This window comes from Streptomyces sp. MGP-BFMKR1 (genome assembly GCF_057766585.1).
Map to the genome: position 1 here is coordinate 1,091,828 of NZ_CM173408.1, position 20,945 is coordinate 1,112,772.

18 protein-coding genes are annotated in these 20,945 nt (G+C 72.8%); 1 reads left to right on the forward strand and 17 read right to left on the reverse strand.

Going from position 1 to position 20,945, the window contains the following annotated elements:
• Window positions 1-77: 77 nt before the first annotated feature.
• From AC3CHW_RS04005 to pyrR, 14 genes are all read right to left on the reverse strand, one after another.
• Window positions 78-2,312: a primosomal protein N' gene (locus tag AC3CHW_RS04005; protein WP_488470960.1), complete on the reverse strand. Its 2,235-nt coding sequence runs from the start codon at window positions 2,310-2,312 to the stop codon at window positions 78-80.
• Between the two features lie 258 nt (window positions 2,313-2,570).
• Window positions 2,571-3,794: a methionine adenosyltransferase gene (gene metK, locus AC3CHW_RS04010; protein WP_187060773.1), complete on the reverse strand. Its 1,224-nt coding sequence runs from the start codon at window positions 3,792-3,794 to the stop codon at window positions 2,571-2,573.
• Between the two features lie 347 nt (window positions 3,795-4,141).
• A complete protein-coding gene (coaBC, locus tag AC3CHW_RS04015; protein WP_488469585.1) occupies window positions 4,142-5,455 on the reverse strand; it encodes a bifunctional phosphopantothenoylcysteine decarboxylase/phosphopantothenate--cysteine ligase CoaBC in 1,314 nt (437 codons plus the stop codon).
• A 124-nt stretch (window positions 5,456-5,579) separates the two neighbouring features.
• Entirely contained in the window at window positions 5,580-5,852 is a 273-nt protein-coding gene (gene rpoZ / locus AC3CHW_RS04020) for a DNA-directed RNA polymerase subunit omega (RefSeq protein WP_005319902.1), read from the reverse strand.
• 204 nt (window positions 5,853-6,056) lie between these two features.
• Window positions 6,057-6,677 carry a guanylate kinase gene (gmk, locus tag AC3CHW_RS04025; protein ID WP_198427456.1) on the reverse strand — a complete coding sequence of 207 codons (621 nt, stop codon included), beginning with the start codon at window positions 6,675-6,677 and terminating at the stop codon, window positions 6,057-6,059.
• Window positions 6,678-6,715: 38 nt separating this feature from the next.
• Window positions 6,716-7,039: an integration host factor, actinobacterial type gene (gene mihF, locus AC3CHW_RS04030; RefSeq protein ID WP_176165020.1), complete on the reverse strand. Its 324-nt coding sequence runs from the start codon at window positions 7,037-7,039 to the stop codon at window positions 6,716-6,718.
• 217 nt (window positions 7,040-7,256) lie between these two features.
• On the reverse strand, window positions 7,257-8,174 hold the full coding sequence (pyrF, locus tag AC3CHW_RS04035; RefSeq protein ID WP_488469586.1) for an orotidine-5'-phosphate decarboxylase: 918 nt from the start codon (window positions 8,172-8,174) through the stop codon (window positions 7,257-7,259).
• On the reverse strand, window positions 8,171-9,286 hold the full coding sequence (locus AC3CHW_RS04040) for a quinone-dependent dihydroorotate dehydrogenase (RefSeq protein WP_488469587.1): 1,116 nt from the start codon (window positions 9,284-9,286) through the stop codon (window positions 8,171-8,173). The genes pyrF and AC3CHW_RS04040 overlap by 4 nt, the downstream gene beginning before the upstream one ends.
• Window positions 9,287-9,439: 153 nt before the next feature.
• Entirely contained in the window at window positions 9,440-12,754 is a 3,315-nt protein-coding gene (gene carB / locus AC3CHW_RS04045) for a carbamoyl-phosphate synthase large subunit (protein ID WP_488469588.1), read from the reverse strand.
• Window positions 12,747-13,886, reverse strand: a complete 1,140-nt coding sequence (carA, locus tag AC3CHW_RS04050; protein ID WP_488470961.1) for a glutamine-hydrolyzing carbamoyl-phosphate synthase small subunit — start codon at window positions 13,884-13,886, stop codon at window positions 12,747-12,749. The genes carB and carA overlap by 8 nt, the downstream gene beginning before the upstream one ends.
• Entirely contained in the window at window positions 13,886-14,569 is a 684-nt protein-coding gene (locus AC3CHW_RS04055; RefSeq protein ID WP_488469589.1) for a PH-like domain-containing protein, read from the reverse strand. The genes carA and AC3CHW_RS04055 overlap by 1 nt, the downstream gene beginning before the upstream one ends.
• The gene (locus tag AC3CHW_RS04060; protein ID WP_187087712.1) at window positions 14,566-15,861 is read right to left on the reverse strand and encodes a dihydroorotase; all 1,296 of its coding nucleotides are present in this window, start codon (window positions 15,859-15,861) and stop codon (window positions 14,566-14,568) included. Before AC3CHW_RS04060 ends, AC3CHW_RS04055 begins: the two co-directional genes overlap by 4 nt.
• Window positions 15,858-16,898: an aspartate carbamoyltransferase catalytic subunit gene (locus AC3CHW_RS04065; RefSeq protein WP_176165015.1), complete on the reverse strand. Its 1,041-nt coding sequence runs from the start codon at window positions 16,896-16,898 to the stop codon at window positions 15,858-15,860. The genes AC3CHW_RS04060 and AC3CHW_RS04065 overlap by 4 nt, the downstream gene beginning before the upstream one ends.
• Before the next feature lie 89 nt (window positions 16,899-16,987).
• Window positions 16,988-17,641: a bifunctional pyr operon transcriptional regulator/uracil phosphoribosyltransferase PyrR gene (pyrR, locus tag AC3CHW_RS04070; protein WP_398606797.1), complete on the reverse strand. Its 654-nt coding sequence runs from the start codon at window positions 17,639-17,641 to the stop codon at window positions 16,988-16,990.
• Between the two features lie 198 nt (window positions 17,642-17,839).
• Here pyrR and bldD point away from each other — a divergent pair, with 198 nt between their 5' ends.
• Window positions 17,840-18,340: a transcriptional regulator BldD gene (gene bldD / locus AC3CHW_RS04075; RefSeq protein ID WP_176165013.1), complete on the forward strand. Its 501-nt coding sequence runs from the start codon at window positions 17,840-17,842 to the stop codon at window positions 18,338-18,340.
• A 324-nt stretch (window positions 18,341-18,664) separates the two neighbouring features.
• Here the strand turns inward: bldD and nusB are convergent, their stop codons facing one another.
• From nusB to AC3CHW_RS04090, 3 genes are read right to left on the reverse strand one after another with little or no spacing between them, the layout of a single operon-like run.
• Entirely contained in the window at window positions 18,665-19,096 is a 432-nt protein-coding gene (gene nusB / locus AC3CHW_RS04080; protein ID WP_176165012.1) for a transcription antitermination factor NusB, read from the reverse strand.
• A gap of 2 nt (window positions 19,097-19,098) precedes the next feature.
• Window positions 19,099-19,665 carry an elongation factor P gene (gene efp / locus AC3CHW_RS04085; protein ID WP_176165011.1) on the reverse strand — a complete coding sequence of 189 codons (567 nt, stop codon included), beginning with the start codon at window positions 19,663-19,665 and terminating at the stop codon, window positions 19,099-19,101.
• Between the two features lie 47 nt (window positions 19,666-19,712).
• Window positions 19,713-20,819 (reverse strand): M24 family metallopeptidase, encoded by a 1,107-nt coding sequence (locus AC3CHW_RS04090; protein ID WP_488469590.1) that lies wholly within the window; start codon window positions 20,817-20,819, stop codon window positions 19,713-19,715.
• Between the last annotated feature and the right edge of the window lie 126 nt (window positions 20,820-20,945).

Consider the following 20,945-nt stretch of genomic DNA (forward strand, 5'->3'; position numbering starts at 1 on the left):
CCCACCCGGTCCAGTCGGGGCGGACGCCCGCCCCGCCGCCCGGCTCGACGCCGTGGCCCCGGCGGGCCCGCCCGGCCTCAGCCGATGTCGGGCGGGTCCACGCGCACCCACACCGGGTCGCCCTGCCTGCGCGTCAACCGCTGGGCCTGGGCCGCCTTCAGGGCGCTCGCCAGAGCCGCCCCCTGGCCGGGCCGCACCCGGATCAGGGCCCGCTCCCAGCCCCCCGGCTCCTCCGGCGCGCCGAGCCGCGGCGCGGACGGCTCGGCGCCTGCCGCGCGCGCCGGCCCCGGGCGCGGGTCCGCGGCCGGCACCGGGCCGAGGACCTCCGCCGTGTCCGGCAGCTCGACCAGGCGCAACAGGCCGGCGACCGCCGCGGGCGGCCCGGAGACCGCCGCCATCCGGGACACCGGCGGAAAACCCAACTCCGCCCGCTCGCCCAGCTCCCGCGCCGCGTGCCCGGCGGGGTCCCAGCGCACCAGGGCCTGCACGGGGCGCAGCGTCGGCTCGGCCACGATGGTGACCACCCCGCCCGCGTCCTGCCCGCGCACCAGGGCCGCCGCCGTCAACCAGCGCCGCAGCGCCTCCTCGCTGGCGCGCAGGTCCGGGCGGGAGAGCAGCGCCCAGCCGTCGAGCAGCAGGGCCGCCGCGTACCCGGGGCCCGGAGCGAGGGGCTCGGCGCCCGGCGTGGCGACCACGAGGGCGGGGCGGTCGGGTACGGACTCGCGTATGTGATCGCGCCCCGAGGCCAGCACCGGCACCTCGGGAAAGGCCCGCCCCAACTCCTCGGCCGTGCGCTGGGCCCCGACGACCTGCGCCCGCGTACGCCGTCCGCCACACTCCGCGCAGTGCCAGTCGGGGACCTCGGTCCCACACCAGCCGCAGCACAGCGCGGCGCCGGCGGCCGGCGCCTGCACCGGCCCCTGGCAGCGCCCGCACCGCGCCGGCGTACGACAGCTCGCGCAGGCGAGCCGGGGCACGTACCCCCACCTCGGGACCTGCACGAGGACCGGCCCGTGCCGCAGCCCCTCGCGCGCGGTCTGCCAGGCGAGGCTGGGCAGCCGGGCGGCGCGGGCCCCGGCGTCCCGCCCCAACTGCTCGTCGCCGACCGTGCGGATCAACGGGGCCACGCCGCGCGCCACTTCGCGCTCCGCGGCGAGCGGCAGCGCCCAGCGGGTCTCCACGAGCTGGGCCGCCTCGACCGTACGGCTGACGCTGCCCAGCAGGAACGCCGTGCGCTCGTGCGCGCTGCGCAGCAGCAGCACCTCGCGGGCGTGCGGCTGCGGGGCGTGCCGCTCGCTGTGGTTGCTGTCGCCGTCCTCCCAGATCGCGACGAGGCCCAACCGGTGCACGGGGGCGAACATCGCGGCCCGCGTGCCGACCACGGCGCGCAGCGCGCCACGGTTGATCGCCAACCAGCGGCGGTAGCGCTCCTCGGGGCCGCTGTCGGCGGTGAGCAGCACGTGCTGCCCCGGGCCGAGCAGTTCGCTGAGGGCGGCGTCCACGCGGGCCGCGCTGCGACCGTCGGGCAGCACGGCGAGCGCGCCACGGCCGGCGGCGAGCGTGGCGGCCATGGCCCGGGCCAGCTCCATCGGCCAGTCGGGCCCGGGCAGCGCGGTCCACACCGCGCGCGGGGCGTCCCCCCTGGCCAGCGCGCGCAGGAAGCTCGGCCCGTGCGGATAGCGCGCCCAGCTCCCGGGCTCGGGCGGCGCGGGCGGCGGCAGCGGAGCGGGGGACGGCTGGGCCTCGACCCGCGCGTGCCGCTGCGGCACGGCGAGCTGGAGCACGTCGGCCAGCGACCCCGCGTACCGGTCGGCGACCATGCGGCACACGGTGAGCAGCTCGGGCCGCAGGGCCAGCTCCGGCGAGAGCACTTGGGCGATGGCGGCGAGTGGGCCCTGGTAGTCCGACTCGGCGACGCGGTCCAGGATGTACCCGTCGAGGAGCCCGCCGCCCTCGCGCCGCCCGCCGCGGACCTGTCCGGTGCCTGCGCCGAACCGCACCCGCACCCGCACCCCGGGCTGCGCGGCGGCGTCCAGCTCGGCCGGGACCGCGTAGTCCCAGAGCTTGTCCAGGTGCACCGGGCCCTTGTCGACGAGCACCCGCGCCACGGGCCGCTCCCTGGCCAGCGGCGCGCCGCGCCAGGTGCGCGGCTTGGCCTTGGGCGCCTTGGTCTTGCGCACCGTCTCGCGAATCAGCGCGAGCTGCTCCCCGGCCCCATCCCCCGCGTCACGCCCGCCGCCGGTCGTCTCCTCCCCCGCCCGAGCGCCCCGCCCGGCCGCCGCGTCACCAGCCCTCCCACCGCCGCGCCCCACACGCGCCGGCTCGTCACCCGACTGCCCGTTCTCGCTGCTCACAGCATCAGTCTTAGCAGACGGCACTGACAGGGGGCCGGGCCGCGCATACCACGCCGGCCCGGCCAGCCGCTCGCACCGGGCCGCGCCGCGACACCCGCCACCCGGCCACGGCCCCGGCACAACGCCCGCGGCCCCGAACCCTCATCGGGTCCGGGGCCGCGGGCGTGCTGGACGGGTCGGCGCGCGAGCGCGCCGTCAGGCGTCGCTACGTGCCGCTCAGAGGCCGGCGGCCTGCCGCAGCGCGTCCACCCGGTCCGTGCGCTCCCAGGTGAAGTCCGGCAGCGGGCGGCCGAAGTGGCCGTACGCGGCGGTCTGGGCGTAGATCGGGCGGAGCAGGTCGAGGTCGCGGATGATCGCGGCCGGGCGCAGGTCGAAGACCTGGGTGATGGCCTGCTCGATGCGCTCGGCATCGACGGTGGCGGTGCCGAAGGTCTCCACGAAGAGACCGACCGGCTCGGCCTTGCCGATCGCGTACGCGACCTGGACCTCGCAGCGCGAGGCCAGGCCCGCGGCGACCACGTTCTTGGCGACCCAGCGCATGGCGTACGCGGCCGAGCGGTCCACCTTGGACGGGTCCTTGCCGGAGAAGGCGCCGCCGCCGTGTCGGGCCATGCCGCCGTAGGTGTCGATGATGATCTTGCGGCCGGTGAGGCCGGCGTCGCCCATCGGGCCGCCGATCTCGAAGCGGCCGGTCGGGTTGACCAGCAGCCGGTAGCCCTCGGTCTCCAGCTTGATGCCGTCGTCCACCAGGGCCTTGAGCTCCGGTTCCACGACGAACTCGCGGATGTCGGGGGCGAGCAGCGAGTCCAGGTCGATGTCGGACGCGTGCTGCGAGGAGACGACCACGGTGTCCAGGCGGACGGCCTTCTCGCCGTCGTACTCGATGGTGACCTGGGTCTTGCCGTCGGGGCGCAGGTACGGGATCGTCCCGTTCTTGCGCACGTCGGACAGGCGGCGCGAGAGCCGGTGCGCCAGGTGGATCGGCAGCGGCATCAGGTCGGGGGTCTCGTCGCAGGCGTAGCCGAACATCAGCCCCTGGTCGCCCGCGCCCTGCTTGTCGAGGTCGTCGTCCTTGTCCCCGTCGGACGAGCCTTCGACCCGGGCCTCGTACGCGGTGTCGACACCCTGGGCGATGTCGGGCGACTGCGCGCCGATGGAGACGGAGACACCACAGGAGGCTCCGTCGAAGCCCTTCTTCGAGGAGTCGTAACCGATCTCAAGGATCTTGTTGCGCACGAGGGAGGCGATCGGCGCGTACGCCTTCGTCGTCACCTCGCCTGCGACGTGCACCAGTCCGGTGGTGATCAGGGTCTCAACGGCGACCCGCGAGTGCGGGTCCTCCTTGAGGAGGGCGTCGAGGATGGTGTCGCTGATCTGGTCAGCGATCTTGTCAGGGTGGCCCTCGGTCACAGACTCCGAGGTGAACAGGCGGCGGGACACATCGCTCCCTGGGGTTGCAGCGGCTGCTGGCTGAGCATGGGCGGAGACGCACGGGAGCTGCGCCCACGCGAATCCGAGGTCAGTTTATCGGTCGTTCTCGCCGATTGGGCCGCGTGTCTCGCAACACGGGCGCAGGGTGACTTGTCACACACACTTGTGTGGGGTGAATGAGGTGTTCGGCAACACACTGGGGGGCTTTTTCACGCCGACTTCGGCGACACCCGGTTGACCGGGGATTTCGCGTGCTCCCACCGGCTCCGGCGGTACGGGGAAGAGGCCGGGGCCCGGGCCGCGCCCGCCGCCCCGCGCGCCCCGGCCTGGGGCGCGCGGGGTGGCGAGGCGGGGGGTCAGGCGTCGGTCGCCGGGGGCAGCGCGCGGGCGACCAGGTCCCAGACGGTCTCGGCGAGCGCCTCCTTGGGCCCGTACGGGACGGGGGTCTCGCTGCCGTCGGCGCCGAGCACGACGGCCTCGTTCTCCTCCGCGCCGAACGTCTTGTGCTCGCCCACCTCGTTGACGACCAGCAGGTCACAGCCCTTGCGGGCGAGCTTGGCCCGGCCGTTGGACACCACGTCGTCGGTCTCGGCCGCGAAGCCGACGACGAGTTGGTCGGGGCGGGCGCGCTCGGCCGAGAGCTCGGCGAGGATGTCCGGATTCCGCACCAGCGCGATGGGCTCGGGCTCCTGCCCGTCCCGCTTCTTGATCTTGCCGGTCGCGTACGTCGCGGGCCGGAAGTCGGCCACGGCCGCGGCCATGACCACCACGTCCGCGTCGGGCGCCGCCTTCAGCATGGCCTCGCGCAACTGCACCGCCGTACCCACGCGCACCACGTCCGCGCCGGCCGGGTCGGGCAGCGCGCTGTTCGCGGAGACGAGAGTCACCCGCGCGCCACGGGCCACGGCCGCGCGGGCCAGCGCGTACCCCTGCTTGCCCGAGGAGCGGTTGCCCAGGAAGCGCACCGGGTCCAGGGGCTCCCGGGTGCCTCCGGCGCTCACCACCACGTGTCGGCCCGCGAGGTCGCGCCGGGCGCCGGCGGCCGGGCCGGCGGCCAGCACGCGGCGACAGACCTCGAAGATCTCGCCCGGGTCCGGCAGCCGGCCCTTGCCGGTGTCCACGCCGGTCAGCCGGCCGACGGCGGGCTCGATGACCACCGCGCCGCGCCGCCGCAGCGTCGCCACGTTCTCCCGCGTCGCCGGGTGCTCCCACATCTCGGTGTGCATGGCCGGCGCGAAGACGACCGGGCAGCGGGCCGTGAGCAGGGTGTTGGTCAGCAGGTCGCCGGCGAGCCCGTGGGCGGCCTTGGCCAGCGTGTCGGCGGTGGCCGGGGCGACCACGACCAGGTCGGCCGTCTGCCCGATGCGTACGTGCGCCACCTCGTGCACATCCGTCCAGACCTCCGTGGAGACCGGGTGGCCGGACAGCGCCGACCAGGTCGCCTCGCCGACGAAGTGCAGGGCGGACGCGGTGGGCACCACCCGTACGTCGTGGCCCGACTCGGTCAGGCGGCGTAGCAGCTCACACGCCTTGTAGGCGGCGATGCCGCCGCTCACGCCCAGCACCACGGAGGGCTTGCGGGCCGCGGCCGGCTCGCCCGCCCCGGTGTGTGGTTCCCGCCCCGCGCCCGCCGTCGCTTCGGCCGCCGGCTGGTTGGTGGACTCTTCCATCGCTCGCTTCTCCCCGCGCTCTCGCATGGGCCCATGACACACCACGGGCCCGGCAGCCGCTCCCCCGGCCTGCGCCGGAGGCCCGCTGCCGGGCCCGTGGTCGAAAAAAGTACCGCTCGCGTGGCTACTGCGCCGGGCCCTCGATGGCCTCGGAGGTCAGCAGGCCCGCGTTGATCTCGCGGAGCGCGATCGACAGCGGCTTCTCGTGGACGTGGGTGTCCACGAGCGGGCCGACGTACTCCAGGAGGCCCTCGCCGAGCTGCGAGTAGTACGCGTTGATCTGACGAGCACGCTTGGCGGCGTAGATCACCAGGCTGTACTTCGAGTCGGTGGCCTCAAGCAGCTCATCAATCGGCGGGTTGATGATGCCCTCGGGCGCGGTGATGGAAGAGGACACTCTCTGCCTTCCGATCGGGTTCAGCGATGTCGCAGACGCCTTCGGCGACCGCGTCGGTGACGGTGTCACCGGGCGTGTGTCTGATGGCATCTGTTGCGCACGGCGCTGGTCACGTACCGCGCCGCACTGGTCGTCAACGACGATAACGGCGGTGTGACGCTTGCCGTACCGAGCGTTAACGAGGGTCGAAGAAATCAGAGAAGATCAGACCACTCGCATCAAGGCTAGCAGCTCAGCGCTGACGTCCTCGACGGAGGTGTTGACCAGGGTGGTGTCGAACTCGGACTCGGCGGCCAGCTCGACCTTCGCCGCCGCCAGCCTGCGCTCGATCACCTCCGGCGGCTCGGTGCCCCGCCCGGTCAGGCGGCGCACCAACTCGTCCCAGCTCGGCGGGGCCAGGAAGACCAACTGCGCCTCCGGCATCGACTCGCGGACCAGCCGGGCGCCCTGGAGGTCGATCTCCAGCAGCACCGGCTCCCCCGCCTCAAGGCGGTCGAGGACCGCCCGGCGCGGGGTGCCGTAGCGGTTGCCCGCGAACTCGGCCCACTCCAGCAGCTCGCCGTTGGCGATGAGCTTGTCGAACTCCTCGTTCTCGACGAAGAAGTACTGGACGCCGTGCCGCTCGCCGGGACGCGGCTTGCGGGTGGTGGCGGAGACCGAGAGCCATACCTCGGGGTGGGCCTGGCGCAGGTGCGCGACGACCGTGCTCTTGCCGACCCCGGAGGGGCCGGAGAGCACGGTCAGCCGCGGACGTGCGTCCGGAGGTACGGGGGATACCGCCTGCGAAGCGAGAGGGCTGGTCGCCCCCTGGGGATGTGCTGCCATGCGGCGATTATCCAGGTTCCCGGGAGCGCCGGAAAACGTCAGGCGGCCTTGCCGCCGAACTCACGCTCCAGGGCGGCGATCTGGTTGGAGCCGAGACCGCGCACCCGGCGGCTCTCGGAGATGCCGAGCCGCTCCATGATCTGCTTGGCACGAACCTTGCCCACGCCAGGGAGGGACTCAAGGAGCGCGGAGACCTTCATCTTGCCGATGACGTCGTCCTGTTGACCCTGCTGGATGACGTCGTGCAGCGAGGCACCGGAGTTCTTGAGTCGATTCTTGACCGCGGCGCGCTCCCGGCGAGCCGCGGCGGCCTTTTCGAGCGCGGCTGCGCGCTGTTCAGGGGTAAGGGGCGGAAGAGCCACGCCTACGTCACCTCGGATATCGAACTGTCGGATACGGACCGGTGAGGAACCTAGTCGCCCCTCACCAGGGTGAGCAACGCGCAACACACCTGCGCGTTGTGCTCCCGTCGGAGACTAGCGGCCACGGCCGCTCCAGTCAGCGAGAACAGACGAAAAGTCCTGGTCAGACTCGCTCGACCAGGACTTTTCGGGGCAAAACCACCGGGTTCTGAGGTACTTATTTCACGGCTACCCGCACGTCGTCGGCGATTTTGGCCGCCGCGGCGCGCAACGCGGCGGCATCCGGACCGTGGCGCAGCACCCCACGACTCACGCTGGGCACCACGTTCCCCACCGCGTCGCCGAAGACCGCCGGGAGGTCGGCGGGGGTCGCGCCCTGGGCACCGATGCCCGGCGCGAGGAGCGGCCCGTCGATGGCGAGCGAGCCGCCGGCGGCGGCGAGCGCGTCGCCCAGCGTGGCGCCCACCACCGCGCCGAAGGAGCCCAGCGGCCGGCCCTGGCCCTGCCAGGCGGCGCGCTCGGCGGCGTTGCGCTCGGCGAGGTGGCCCAGCACGGTGGCGGCGACGCTGCGGCCGTCGGCGCGCAGCGCGTGCTGCACCTCGGCGCCCTCCGGGTTGGAGGTCAGCGCCAGCGCGAACAGGCCGCAGCCGCTCGCGCGGGCCAGCTCCACGGCCGGGTCGAGGGAGCCGAAGCCCAGGTAGGGGCTGACCGTGAGCGCGTCCGAGAACAGCGGCGAGGCGGGGTCGAGGTAGGCGGCGGCGTACGCGGCCATGGTGGAGCCGATGTCGCCGCGCTTGGCGTCCATCAGCACCAGGGCCCCGGCGGCGCGCGCCTCGGCGACGGTGCGCTCGAGGACGGCCACTCCGCGCGAGCCGAACCGCTCGAAGAACGCGGACTGCGGCTTGAGCACGGCCACCCGGTCGGCCAGGGCCTCCACCACGGTGCGCGAGAACCGCTCCAGGCCCGCCACGTCGTCGCCCAGGCCCCAGTCGGCGAGCAGCGAGGCGTGCGGGTCGATGCCCACGCACAGCGGCCCGCGGGTGTCCATGGCCTGCCGCAGCCGGGCGCCGAAGGCGGCGGGGGCCTGCGGATCGCCGGTGGCGTGCGTGGCCTGCGGGGTCGGGGTGTCGCTCATGCCGCCTGCTCCTTGGTCTCGGCCCCCACCGCGTCGGCCAGGGTGGCGTACGGGCTGGCGGCCAGGCGGGCGGCCAGCCCCTTGTGCAGGGTGCGGCACCACAGCGGGCCCTGGTAGATGAAGGCGCTGTAGCCCTGGACCAGGGTGGCGCCGGCCAGGATGCGCTCCCAGGCGTCGTCGGCGTTCTCGATGCCGCCCACGCCGACCAGGGTGACCCGGTCGCCGACGCGCCCGTACAGCCGGCGCAGGACCGCGAGCGAGCGCTCCTTGACCGGGGCACCGGAGAGGCCGCCGGTCTCCGCCACCAGCGCGGGGTCGCTGGTCAGGCCGAGGCCGTCGCGGGCGATGGTGGTGTTGGTGGCGATGATGCCGTCCAGGCCGAGTTCGACGGCGAGGTCGGCGACGGCGTCGATGTCCTCGTCCGCCAGGTCGGGGGCGATCTTGACCAGCAGCGGGACGCGGCGGGTGGTGACCGTGCGGTCGGCGGCCTCGCGCACGGCGGTCAGCAGCGGGCGCAGGTGTTCCACGGCCTGGAGGTCGCGCAGCCCGGGGGTGTTGGGCGAGGAGACGTTGACGACCAGGTAGTCGGCGTGGCCGGCGAGCCGCTCCGTGGAGGTGACGTAGTCGGCGATGGCCTCCGATTCGGGGACCACCTTGGTCTTGCCGATGTTGACGCCGACGGTGGCCCTGAAGGCGGGGCGGCGAGCGGCGAGCCGGGCGGCGACGGCGGCGGAGCCCTCGTTGTTGAAGCCCATCCGGTTGATCAGCGCACGGTCGCCCACCAGGCGGAAGAGGCGCTTGCGCGGGTTGCCCGGCTGGGCGTGGCCGGTGACCGTGCCGATCTCGACGTGGTCGAAGCCGAGCATGGTCATCCCGTCGATGGCCATGGCGTTCTTGTCGAACCCGGCGGCCAGCCCGAACGGGCCGTGCATCCGCAGGCCCAGGGCCTCGGTGCGCAGCTCCTTGTACCGGGGGGCGAGCGCGGCGGCGACGAGGGTGCGCAGGACGGGGACGCGGGCGACGAGCCTGATCCAGCCGAAGGCCAGGTGGTGGGCCCGTTCGGGGTCCATCCGCTGGAAGAGGAGTCGGAACAGGAGCGGGTAAGGGTTCATGCGGGCGCGGGCTTTCGCTAGGCCGGTACGGGTAGGGCAGGGCTGAGGGCGGGCCGGGCGGGGCGGCGGGCCCGCTCGGTCCGGGCGGGGACGGGGGGCGGGGCGGGCGCCCGGGGGCCGGTGGGTGGCCGGCCCCCGGGCGCGCCCCGTCCGCTACTTCGCGTCGCGGGCCGCGATGAGCTGCCCGGCGTGCTCCTGCAGGGAGCGCACCCCGACCTCGCCCCTGGCCAGCGCCTCGATGCCCTGGACGGCGGCGGCGAGGGCCTGGACCGTGGTGAGGCAGGGCACGGCGCGGGCGACGGCCGCGGTGCGGATCTCGTAGCCGTCCAGCCGGCCTCCGGTGCCGTACGGGGTGTTGACGATGAGGTCGATCTGCCCCTCGTGGATGAGCTGGACGATCGTCTTCTCGCCGTTCGGGCCCTCGCCCTCGCTCTGCTTGCGCACCACGGTGGCGTCGATGCCGTTGCGGCGCAGCACCTCGGCGGTGCCGGAGGTGGCAAGGAGTTCGAAGCCGTGCGCCACCAGCTCGCGCGCCGGGAAGATCATCGAGCGCTTGTCACGGTTGGCGACCGAGACGAAGGCCCGGCCGCCCCTGGGCAGCGCCCCGTACGCCGCGGCCTGGGACTTCGCGTACGCCGTGCCGAAGACCGAGTCGATGCCCATGACCTCGCCGGTGGAGCGCATCTCCGGGCCGAGGATGGTGTCCACGCCGCGGCCCGAGGCGTCCCGGAAGCGGGTCCAGGGCAGCACGGCCTCCTTGACGGAGATCGGCGAGTCCAGCGGCAGGGTGCCGCCGTCGCCGGTGGCCGGCAGCAGGCCCTCGGCGCGCAGTTCGGCGATGGTGGCGCCGAGCGAGATGCGGGCGGCGGCCTTGGCCAGCGGCACGGCGGTGGCCTTGGAGGTGAAGGGGACGGTGCGCGAGGCGCGCGGGTTGGCCTCAAGGACGTAGAGGATGTCCCCGGCCATGGCGAACTGGATGTTGATCAGGCCGCGCACCCCGACGCCCTTGGCGATGGCCTCGGTGGAGGACCGCAGCCGCTTGATGTCGAAGCCGCCGAGGGTGATCGGGGGCAGCGCGCAGGCGGAGTCACCGGAGTGGATACCGGCCTCCTCGATGTGCTCCATGACGCCGCCGAGGTAGAGCTCGTGGCCGTCGTAGAGAGCGTCGACATCGATCTCGATGGCGTCGTCGAGGAAGCGGTCGATGAGGACCGGGTGCTCGGAGATCAGGCCGGCGTGCCGGGTCAGGTACTCGGCCAGCGAGGACTCGTCGTAGACGATCTCCATGCCGCGCCCGCCGAGCACGTACGAGGGGCGGACCATGACCGGGTAGCCGATCTCGGCGGCGATGCCCTTGGCCTGCTCGAAGGAGAAGGCGGTGCCGTGCTTGGGGGCGGGCAGCCCGGCCTCGGTGAGGACGCGCCCGAAGGCACCGCGCTCCTCGGCGAGGTCGATGGCCTCGGGCGAGGTGCCGACGATGGGCACCCCGTTGTCCTTGAGGGCCTGGGCGAGGCCGAGCGGGGTCTGCCCGCCGAGCTGCACGATGACGCCCGCGAGCGGGCCCGCCTGCCGCTCGGCGTGCACGATCTCCAGGACGTCCTCCAGGGTGAGCGGCTCGAAGTAGAGCCGGTCGGAGGTGTCGTAGTCGGTGGAGACGGTCTCCGGGTTGCAGTTGACCATGACGGTCTCGTAGCCGGCGTCGCTGAGCGCGAAGGAGGCGTGCACGCAGGAGTAGTCGAACTCGATGCCCTGGCCGATGCGGTTGGGCCCGGAGCCCAGGATGATCACCGCGGGCTTCTCGCGCGGCGCGACCTCGGACTCCTCGTCGTAGGAGGAGTAGAAGTACGGGGTGCGCGCGGCGAACTCGGCGGCGCAGGTGTCCACCGTCTTGTAGACGGGGCGGATGCCGAGCGCGTGCCGCACCTCGCGGACCACCTCGGGGCCGAGGTCGCGGATGGCGGCGATCTGTACGTCGGAGAAGCCGTGCCGCTTGGCCTCGCGCAGGATCTCGGGCGAGAGCTGGTCGGCGGCGGCGATCTCGTCGGCGATCTCCTTGATCAGGAAGAGTTGGTCGACGAACCAGGGGTCGATCCTGGTCGCGTCGAAGACCTCCTCCTGGGTGGCGCCGGCGCGGATGGCCGCCATCACCGTGTTGATCCGGCCGTCGGTGGGGACGGCCGCCCGCTCGAGGAGCGCGGCCTTGTCGCCGGGCTCGGAGACGAAGTCGAACTGCGAACCCTTCTTCTCCAGCGAGCGCAGCGCCTTGTTGAGCGCCTCGGTGAAGTTGCGGCCGATGGCCATGGCCTCGCCGACCGACTTCATGGTGGTGGTCAGCGTGGCGTCGGCGGCCGGGAACTTCTCGAACGCGAACCGCGGGACCTTGACCACGACGTAGTCGAGCGTGGGCTCGAACGAGGCGGGGGTCTGCTCGGTGATGTCGTTGGGGATCTCGTCCAGCGTGTAGCCGACGGCGAGCCGGGCGGCGATCTTGGCGATCGGGAAGCCGGTGGCCTTGGAGGCGAGCGCGGAGGAGCGGGAGACCCGGGGGTTCATCTCGATGACGATGACCCGGCCGTCCTCGGGGTTGACGGCGAACTGGATGTTGCAGCCGCCGGTGTCCACGCCGACCTCGCGGATGACGGCGATGCCGATGTCACGCAGGGTCTGGTACTCGCGGTCGGTGAGCGTCATGGCCGGCGCGACGGTGATCGAGTCGCCGGTGTGCACGCCCATCGGGTCGAAGTTCTCGATGGAGCACACGACCACGACGTTGTCGTTCTTGTCGCGCATCAGCTCCAGCTCGTACTCCTTCCAGCCGAGGATGGACTCCTCCAGGAGTACCTCGGTGGTCGGCGAGAGGGTCAGGCCCTGGCCGGCGATGCGGCGCAGTTCCTCCTCGTCGTGCGCGAAGCCGGAGCCGGCGCCGCCCATGGTGAAGGAGGGGCGGACCACGACCGGGTAGCCGCCGAGCTTCTCGACGCCGTCCAGGACGTCGTCCATCGAGTGGCAGATGACCGAGCGGGCGGACTCGCCGTGACCGATCTTGGCGTTGACGGCCGCGACGACGTCCTTGAACTGGTCGCGGTCCTCGCCCTTGTTGATGGCCTCGACGTTGGCGCCGATCAGCTCGACGCCGTACTCGGTCAGCACGCCCGAGTCGTGCAGCGCGATGGCGGTGTTCAGCGCGGTCTGGCCGCCGAGCGTGGGCAGCAGGGCGTCGGGGCGCTCCTTGGCGATGATCTTCTCGACGAACTCGGGGGTGATCGGCTCGACGTACGTGGCGTCGGCGATCTCCGGGTCGGTCATGATCGTGGCCGGGTTGGAGTTGACCAGGATGACGCGCAGGCCCTCGGCCTTGAGCACGCGGCACGCCTGGGTGCCCGAGTAGTCGAACTCGGCCGCCTGCCCGATGACGATCGGTCCCGAGCCGATGACCAGGACGGACTGGATATCGGTGCGCTTAGGCACGGGGGCCCTCCATCAGGGAAACAAAGCGGTCGAACAGGTAGGCCGCGTCGTGCGGGCCGGCGGCGGCCTCGGGGTGGTACTGGACGCTGAACGCGGGCACGTCGAGGCACTCCAGGCCCTCCACGACGTTGTCGTTCAGGCCCACGTGGGCGACCCGGGCCCGGCCGTAGGGCGTGTCCACGACCTCGTCCAGGGGCGCGTCCACGGCGAAGCCGTGGTTCTGCGCGGTGATCTCGACCTTGCCGGTGGTGCGGTCCTGCACCGGCTGGTTGATCCCGCGGTGGCCGTACTTGAGCTTGTACGTGCCGAAGCCGAGCGCCCGGCCGAGCACCTGGTTGCCGAAGCAGATGCCGAACAGCGGGGTGCGCCGGTCCAGGACGCCGCGCGCCAGCTCCATCGGGTGGTCGGCGGTGGCCGGGTCGCCGGGGCCGTTGGAGAAGAACACGCCGTCGGGCTCGACGGCGTAGATCTCCTCCAGGCTGGCGGTGGCCGGGAAGACGTGGACCTCTATGCCGCGCTCGGCCATCCGGCGCGGGGTCATCGTCTTGATGCCCAGGTCGATGGCGGCGACGGTGAACCGCTTGGTGCCGACCGCGGGGACGACGTACGTCTGCTTGGTGGTCACCTCGCTCCACAGGTCGGCGCCCTTCATGCCGGGGGCCGTGCGCACCCGCTCGACGAGCGCGGGCTCCTCCTCCAGGGCGGTGCCGGAGAAGATGCCGACGCGCATGGCGCCGCGCTCGCGCAGGTGGCGGGTGAGGGCGCGGGTGTCGACCCCGCTGATACCGACGACGCCCTGCGCCGCCAGCTCCTCGTCCAGGGTGCGCCGGGCGCGCCAGTTGGAGGGCTTGCGGGCGGGGTCGCGGACGACGTAGCCGGAGACCCAGATGCGGCCGGACTCCGGGTCCTCGTCGTTGACGCCGGTGTTGCCGACGTGCGGTGCGGTCATGACGACCACCTGTCGGTGGTACGAGGGGTCGGTCAGGGTCTCCTGGTATCCGGTCATGCCGGTGGAGAACACCGCCTCGCCGAAGGTCTCCCCCACTGCGCCGTAGGCGCGGCCACGGAAGGTGCGGCCGTCCTCCAGAACGAGCACGGCGGGGACCCTGGCCCCCTGGGTGGAGAGCGTCATCATGTGCCTTTCTCGGGGGTTGCGGGGGTCGCTCCCCGCGGTGTCGCAGCCTCGGGGGTCGCGGGGGTCGCCCCCCGCGGTGTCGCGGCGCCGGCGGCCACGCGGCCGTCCTCGTCACGCTGCGTGGCGGTCGAGTCGCTGGGGCCGCCGGTGAGGTCGTTGATCGCGGTGACCCAGGCCGCGTGTTCGGCGGCGTGGTCGGAGCGGAAGCCGGAGTCGATCGCGCTGTCGCCGAGCTGCCAGGTGATCACCAGCAGCCCGCCCTCGGTGAGGACCTTGCCGGCGATGCCCTTGTCGAGCCGGGCGCCGCGCAGCGCGCTGGTGGGCACGTGGAAGTCCCGGGCGCCGGGGCGCCGCACGGTCAGTCCGTCGTCGGTCAGCGTGACGTCGGCGCGGCTACGGACGCCGAGGCCGTGCGCGACGATGCGCTCCAGCCACTGCCCGGCCTTGGTCGAGCCGTGGTAGCGCCCGGCCATGGTGAGCCGGGGCTCGCCCGGGTCGGCGGGCACCCGCGCCAGCTCCGGCAGGTCCGACTGGAGCAGCCCGCGCCACTTCCAGCCCTCCCGCATGAGCCAGTACAGCAGCACGATGACCAGCAGCAGGCCCACGACCCAGCCGGTGCGCGCGGCCCAGTCGCCCGCGTTCTGGGTGTCGTCCGCCGCCAGAAATGTCACAGGTGTCACGTCAGCTTCCCGTCCACGACCGTTGCCCGGCCCCGCAGGAAGGTGTGTGTCACTCGGCCCGGCAGCTCGCGCCCCTCGTAGGGCGTGTTACGGCTGCGGGAGGCGAAGCCCGCGGGGTTCACCACACCACGGTATGCCGCGTCGAGCAGGGTCAGGTTGGCGGGCTCGCCGGCGGCGATGGGCCGGCCGTGGCCGGCGAGGCGGCCGATGGCGGCGGGCCGGAAGGACATCCGGTCGGCGACGCCGGCCCAGTCCAGGAGGCCGGTGTCCACCATGGTGTGCTGGACGACCGAGAGCGCCGTCTCCAGGCCCACCATGCCCATGGCGGCGGCCGCCCACTCGCAGTCCTTGTCCTCGTGCGGGTGGGGCGCGTGGTCGGTGGCGACGCAGTCGATGGTGCCGTCGGCGAGCGCCTCGCGCAGCGCGAGCACGTCGGCCTCGGTGCGCAGCGGCGGGTTCACCTTGTAGACGGGGTTGTAGGAGCGTACGAGCTCGTCGGTGAGCAGCAGGTGGTGCGGGGTGACCTCGGCGGTGACGTTCCAGCCCTTGGACTTGGCCCAGCGCACGATCTCCACCGAGCCGGCCGTGGACAGGTGGCAGATGTGCACCCGGGAGTCCACGTGCGCGGCGAGCAGGACGTCGCGGGCGATGATCGACTCCTCGGCGACGGCGGGCCAGCCGCCGAGGCCGAGCTGGGCGGAGACGACGCCCTCGTTCATCTGGGCGCCCTCGGTGAGCCGGGGCTCCTGCGCGTGCTGGGCGATGACGCCGTCGAACGCCTTCACGTACTCCAGGGCCCGGCGCATGATCACCGCGTCGTCCACGCACTTGCCGTCGTCGGAGAAGACCACGACGCCGGCGGCCGACTCGTGCATGGCGCCGAGCTCGGCGAGCTGCGCGCCTTCGAGGCCGACGGTGACGGCGCCTACCGGCTGCACGTCGCAGTAGCCGGACTCGCGGCCGAGCCGCCACACCTGCTCGACGACGCCGGCGGTGTCGGCGACGGGGAAGGTGTTGGCCATCGCGTGCACGGCGGTGTAGCCGCCGACGGCCGCGGCCTGGGTGCCGGTCAGCACGGTCTCGGAGTCCTCGCGGCCCGGCTCGCGCAGGTGCGTGTGCAGGTCGACCAGGCCGGGCAGCAGGATCTGGCCCTCGGCCTCGATGACCGTGGCGCCCTCGGCCGACAGGCCCTGGCCCACGGCGGCGATGGTCTCGCCCTCGATGAGGACGTCGGCGCTGTCGCCGCCGATCAGTCGCGCGCCGCGCAGCAGGGTCTTGGTGGTCTCGCTCATGGCGTGCTGGTCTCCTCGGTGCGGGCGGGCTTGTCGGCGGGGGCGCTCGGGGCGAGGGCGGGCTCGTTGCCGCCGAGCAGCAGGTACAGGGCGGCCATCCGGATGCTCACGCCGTTGGTCACCTGCTCCACGGCGGTGCAGCGGGGCGAGTCGGCGACCTCGGCCGTGATCTCCATACCCCGGTTCATCGGCCCCGGGTGCATGACGATGGCGTGTTCCGGCATTCGGGCCATGCGGTCGCCGGTCAGGCCGTAGCGGCGGGCGTACTCACGCTCGGTGGGGAAGAACGCGGCGTTCATCCGCTCGCGCTGGACGCGCAGCATCATCACGGCGTCCGAGGTGGGCAGCACCGCGTCCAGGTCGTAGCTGACCTCGCAGGGCCAGCTCTCGACGCCGATGGGCACCAGCGTCGGCGGGGCGACCAGGGTGACCTCGGCGCCGAGCGTGGTGAGCAGGTGCACGTTGGAGCGGGCGACGCGGCCGTGCAGGACGTCGCCGACGATGGTGACCTTGCGGCCCGCCAGGTCACGGCCGGTGCCGTCGCCCGGGCCGCGGTGGTGGGTGGGCCCGCCGTCCGCGGCGCCGGCCAGGTGGCGACGCATGGTGAACGCGTCGAGCAGCGCCTGCGTGGGGTGCTCGTGGGTGCCGTCGCCGGCGTTGACGACCGAGCCCTTGATCCAGCCGGAGGTGGCCAGCCGGTGCGGGGCGCCGGAGGAGTGGTGCCGGATGACGACGGCGTCGGCGCCCATCGCCTCCAGGGTCAGCGCGGTGTCCTTGAGGGACTCGCCCTTGGAGACCGAGGAGCCCTTGGCGGAGAAGTTGATGACGTCCGCGGACAGCCGCTTGGCGGCGGCCTCGAAGGAGATGCGGGTGCGCGTCGAGTCTTCGAAGAACAGGTTGACGACGGTGCGCCCACGCAGTGTGGGCAGCTTCTTGATCGGCCGGTCCGCGACGCGGGCCATCTCCTCGGCGGTGTCGAGGATCAGGACGGCGTCATCGCGCGTGAGGTCGGCGGCCGAGATGAGGTGACGCTTCATCTGTGGGCTCCGTGAGCTAAGGAGTGGTGGGGCGTGCGGGCATGCGGGCACGCGGCGGCACGGCCCGGGGGCCGATGCCGTACGGGGGGCTACTGCCCGGCGTCCGCGCGCTCCCCTTCGGCGCCGCCGCGGGGGCTTGAGGGGCGCACGCCAAGGAGCACGCTGTCCCGGCCGTCCAACTCGGTGAACTGCACCTTCACCGTCTCGCGGAGGGAGGTCGGGAGGTTCTTGCCGACGTAGTCGGCGCGGATGGGCAGCTCGCGGTGGCCTCGGTCGACCAACACGGCGAGCTGTACGGCGCGCGGGCGCCCGATGTCGTTGAGGGCGTCCAGGGCGGCGCGGATGGTGCGGCCCGAGAAGAGCACGTCGTCGACGAGGATGACCAGCCGGCCCTCGATGCCCGCCGTGGGGATCTCGGTGCGGGCGAGCGTACGGGCGGGGCCGAGCCGCAGGTCGTCGCGGTACATGGTGATGTCGAGCGAGCCGACCGGGATGGCGCGGGAGGTGATCTCCTCGAGCTTGGCGGCGAGCCGCTGGGCGAGGAAGACGCCGCGCGTCGGGATGCCCAGGAGGACGACGTCGTGGGCGCCCTTGGCGCGTTCCACGATCTCGTGGGCGATGCGGGTCACGACCCGGGCGATGTCCGGGGCCTCGAGCACGGGCCGGGCATCGATCTCCGGACCAGAGCTATGGCCAGAGCTTGTGTTCGATGCGGGGCCAGGGGGCTGGCTGGGTGCGTCCATAACGGAACGGACCTCCTTCTCCGCCTCACGGGACGGACCTTAAAGGACGTCGGATTTACGTTATTGACGGTACCAGGACCGAAAAGGTGCGCAGTCGGGACCCCCACCCGAGCACGCGTACGCAACTTTCGGCTTGACGAAGCCAGATTACGCTGCGTAACCTCACAGTGAGTTACCAGTCTTCGTCCGGGGAGCTTTATGTCCAGCGAATACGCTAAACAGCTCGGAGCCAAGCTCCGCGCCATCCGCACCCAGCAGGGGCTCTCCCTCCACGGTGTCGAGGAGAAGTCCCAGGGCCGCTGGAAGGCCGTGGTGGTCGGTTCGTACGAGCGCGGCGACCGCGCCGTGACGGTGCAGCGCCTGGCCGAGCTGGCCGACTTCTACGGCGTTCCCGTGCAGGAACTCCTGCCGGGCACGACGCCGGGCGGTGCCGCCGAGCCGCCGCCGAAGCTGGTGCTCGACCTGGAGCGGCTGGCGCACGTCCCGGCCGAGAAGGCCGGTCCCCTGCAGCGGTACGCGGCCACGATCCAGAGCCAGCGCGGCGATTACAACGGCAAGGTCCTCTCGATCCGCCAGGACGACCTGCGCACCCTCGCGGTGATCTACGACCAGTCGCCCTCCGTGCTGACCGAGCAGCTCATCGGCTGGGGCGTGCTGGACGCGGACGCCCGTCGCGCCGTGCAGCACGAGGACCTGTGACCGACCGCCGGTGACCGGCGGCCGGTAGCGCCCGCGACACCTCGGGCGCGCCCTCGGGCCCCGGCGCGCAGCCTCATCGCCGTACGCACCCCCGCCCGCCGGGGCGGACACCCGCTGTCGCGGAGTGCCCGCCCTCGCGGTGCGGGGGTCTGTGGCGTGGACCGACACGCAGCGTTGACCCACGACTGTTGGTCGGGCGTGGCCGGCCGCCGGCCGTCACTCGTTCGGGCGTACGCGGTCCGACCGCGTCAGGGCCCCGCACATGCCGCTGCCCCTGGCGACCCTCTCGGGTCGTGCCAGGGGCAGCGGCATGAGGCGTACTGGTCAGCCTTCGCGGCGCAGGCTGGGCTTGAGCTCCTTGAGCCGCCCCAGCAGGCCGTTGACGAACGCCGGGGAGTCGTCCGTGGAGAACTCCTTGGCGAGCTGCACCGCCTCGTCGATCACCACCGCGTCCGGCGTCTCGTCCTCCCAGATCAGCTCGTAGGCGCCGAGCCGCAGGATGTTCCGGTCGACGACCGGCATCCGGTCCAGGGACCAACCGACCGCGTAGGTGGCGATCAACTCGTCGATGCGGTCCGCGTGGTCGGCGTACCCCTCGGTGAGCTGCATCGTGTACTCGTTGACCGGCGGCTGCCGGTCGTCGGACCGCGAGTGCCTGATCCAGTCCGCGAGCACGGTCGGCACGGCGGTGCCGCGCTGATCGGCCTCGAAGAGGATCTGGAAGGCACGCTTGCGGGCCTTGTTGCGGGCAGCCACGGTTAGCTGTTCACCCGACCGAGGTACTCACCGGAGCGGGTGTCGACCTTGATCTTCTCACCGGTGGTGATGAAGAGCGGGACCTGGATCTCGTAACCGGTCTCCAGGCGGGCGGGCTTGGAGCCACCGGTGGAGCGGTCGCCCTGGACGCCGGGCTCGGTGTACTCGATGACCAGCTCGACGGAGGCCGGCAGCTCGATGTAGAGGACGGCGCCCTCGTACATGGCGACGACGACCTCGTTGCCCTCGAGCAGGTAGTTGGCCGCGTCGCCGACGGTCTCGGGCGTCACGTTGATCTGGTCGAACGTCTCCGTGTCCATGAACACGAAGTCGTTGCCGTCCTTGTACGAGAACTGCATGCCGCGCTTGTCGACATTCGCCGTCTCGACCTTCACGCCGGCGTTGAAGGTCTTGTCGACGACCTTGCCGGACAGCACATGCTTCAGCTTGGTGCGGACGAAGGCGGGGCCCTTACCGGGCTTGACGTGCTGGAACTCGACGACGGACCAGAGCTGGCCCCCGTCGAGCTTGAGCACCAGGCCGTTCTTGAGGTCGTTCGTGGATGCCACGGTTGCGGAATCTCCTGGACTGAAGCTGGTGGAACCAGGGGTGCGCGCTAGAGCGCGAGCAGCTCCTTGGTCGTGATGGTGAGTAGCTCGGGGCCGCCGTCTGCCTCGGGGCGAACGACGAGTGTGTCATCGATCCGGACGCCGCCCCGCCCCGGGAGGTGGACCCCCGGTTCGACGGTGACCGGCACACGAGCGTCCAGTTTACCCATGGCTTCCGGCGCCAGCCGAGGGTCCTCGTCGTTTTCCAGGCCCACCCCGTGCCCGACCCGGGCCCCCAGCGTCCCATCGCACCCCGCGGCGGCCAGCACCTGCCGGCTCGCACGATCCACCTCGCGGTAGGCAGTGCCCGGCGCCAGCGCCTCCCGACCGGCCCGCTGGGCGGCGAAGACCACATCGTACAGTTCGATCTGCCAGTCGGCCGGCGAGGTCCCGATGACGAAGGTCCGGCCCACCTCGCAGCGGTAGCCGCGGTAGCCGGCGCCCAGGCAGACGGTGAGGAAGTCGCCCTCCTCGACGCGGCGGTCGGTGGGCAGGTGCCCGAGGCGGCCCGAGTGTGGGCCGGTGCCGACTGAGGTGGCGAACGTCGGGCCGTCCGCGCCGTGGTCCACCAGGCGGCGCTCCAGCTCCAGCGCGAGGTGCCGCTCGGTACGGCCCACCAGGATCGATTCGAGGAGTTCGCCCAGCGCCTGGTCGGCGATCTCGGCGGCGATGCGCAGGGCGGCGATCTCGTCGTCGTCCTTGACGATCCGCTGCTGCTCGACGGCGCAGCCGAGGTCGGCGAGGTCGAGCCGGGGCGCGGCCGAGCGCAGGGCGCGGTGCCGGTCCACGGTGAGGTGGTGTTCCTCGACGGCCAGCCGCGCGGCGCCCGCGGCGGCGGCGAGGTCGGCCGCGGCGACGGCCGGGTCGCCGTGCGGCTCGGTCAGCTCCCGCACCGGAAGGTCGCCCTCGGGCCGGGCTGGCGCGGGCTCGGCCGCCCGGGCGGCGGGACGCAGCAACACGTCTTCGGTCGGCCCGAGCAGCAGTACGGCCCCGGGCCGCGTCTCGCCGCACAGATAGCGGACGTTGGCGGGTCGGGACACGAGCGCTGCCGCGTTCCCCACGGCCGCGCAACGCTCGCGCAGTCGGGTACGTCGCGTCGCGAAGACCTCGGACATGTTTCCGAGCGTAGGGGTGCCGCGCCCACTCGGCCGGTCGGGCGCGTCCGAGTGGGGACGACTGGCGCCCGGCGCGGGTCCGGACGCGGAACCGCGCCCGGGGCCAGGCGACGCAACAGGGCCCCG

Coding starts and splice junctions, on each gene's coding strand:
- gmk (WP_198427456.1), bottom strand. CDS start 6,677: ATGGCAGCACATCCCCAGGGGGCGACCAGCCCTCTCGCTTCGCAGGCG.
- AC3CHW_RS04090 (WP_488469590.1), bottom strand. CDS start 20,819: ATGTCCGAGGTCTTCGCGACGCGACGTACCCGACTGCGCGAGCGTTGC.
- carA (WP_488470961.1), bottom strand. CDS start 13,886: ATGACGCTCTCCACCCAGGGGGCCAGGGTCCCCGCCGTGCTCGTTCTG.
- AC3CHW_RS04060 (WP_187087712.1), bottom strand. CDS start 15,861: ATGAGCGAGACCACCAAGACCCTGCTGCGCGGCGCGCGACTGATCGGC.
- AC3CHW_RS04065 (WP_176165015.1), bottom strand. CDS start 16,898: ATGAAGCGTCACCTCATCTCGGCCGCCGACCTCACGCGCGATGACGCC.
- bldD (WP_176165013.1), top strand. CDS start 17,840: ATGTCCAGCGAATACGCTAAACAGCTCGGAGCCAAGCTCCGCGCCATC.
- pyrF (WP_488469586.1), bottom strand. CDS start 8,174: ATGAGCGACACCCCGACCCCGCAGGCCACGCACGCCACCGGCGATCCG.
- AC3CHW_RS04040 (WP_488469587.1), bottom strand. CDS start 9,286: ATGAACCCTTACCCGCTCCTGTTCCGACTCCTCTTCCAGCGGATGGAC.
- pyrR (WP_398606797.1), bottom strand. CDS start 17,641: ATGGACGCACCCAGCCAGCCCCCTGGCCCCGCATCGAACACAAGCTCT.
- coaBC (WP_488469585.1), bottom strand. CDS start 5,455: ATGGAAGAGTCCACCAACCAGCCGGCGGCCGAAGCGACGGCGGGCGCG.